Origin of the sequence: Psychrobacter sp. DAB_AL32B (assembly GCF_002224105.1) — a bacterium.
GTDB lineage: Bacteria > Pseudomonadota > Gammaproteobacteria > Pseudomonadales > Moraxellaceae > Psychrobacter.
Map to the genome: position 1 here is coordinate 1 of NZ_NEXU01000150.1, position 511 is coordinate 511.

At 38.9% G+C, this 511-nt stretch carries 2 protein-coding genes; one reads left to right on the top strand and one right to left on the bottom strand.

Features of this window, described 5'->3' with window-relative positions; genetic code table 11:
- The first annotated feature begins 105 nt into the window (after nt 1-105).
- Nucleotides 106-273, top strand: coding sequence for a DUF6364 family protein (locus tag CAN34_RS13750; RefSeq protein WP_015060772.1), 168 nt, complete (start codon nt 106-108; stop codon nt 271-273).
- Here CAN34_RS13750 and CAN34_RS13755 read toward each other — a convergent pair.
- On the bottom strand, nt 265-511 hold a 247-nt coding region (locus CAN34_RS13755), incomplete at its 5' end, for a hypothetical protein (RefSeq protein WP_217320638.1). The genes CAN34_RS13750 and CAN34_RS13755 overlap by 9 nt on opposite strands.

Genomic DNA, 511 nt, shown 5'->3' on the forward strand with positions numbered 1-511 from the left:
GTCATTTTTGGGTTTTCATGTTTTTTTGAATTGCATAAACAACAGTGTTGCAATGCACTAACAAAATTAGTATTATCGCTAAATCAGTAGATTGGGAGTCTTAGCATGGCAAACAGCAATGACAGTACGTTCACTTGCAGAGCGGATAAAGAATTGATTGAGGCGTTCAAGAAAATAGCGAAAGACAACAACCGCACCGCAAGCCAACTGGTTAGAGATTATATGTTGGCTTACGTCAAGAAAAACGGTCAAGGCAAATTAGATTTAGACTGAATTATCCTCGCCAGTATCACTTACCATAGCCTGTCTTAATTCTTCAAGCAGAGGTTCGATCCGTTTTACATCAGCAGGACGGGTGATATGAGTGCTAGCGTTCTCAAGTATGAATTTAGCGATACCAGTATTAGTCTTGGCAAGGGATAAGAACATACCGCCAATAATTACTTTTTGACCAGTCTCTAATGAATTTTTTTTAGCCATTAATCGGTTTCTTTCGGCTTCATTTCTTGCC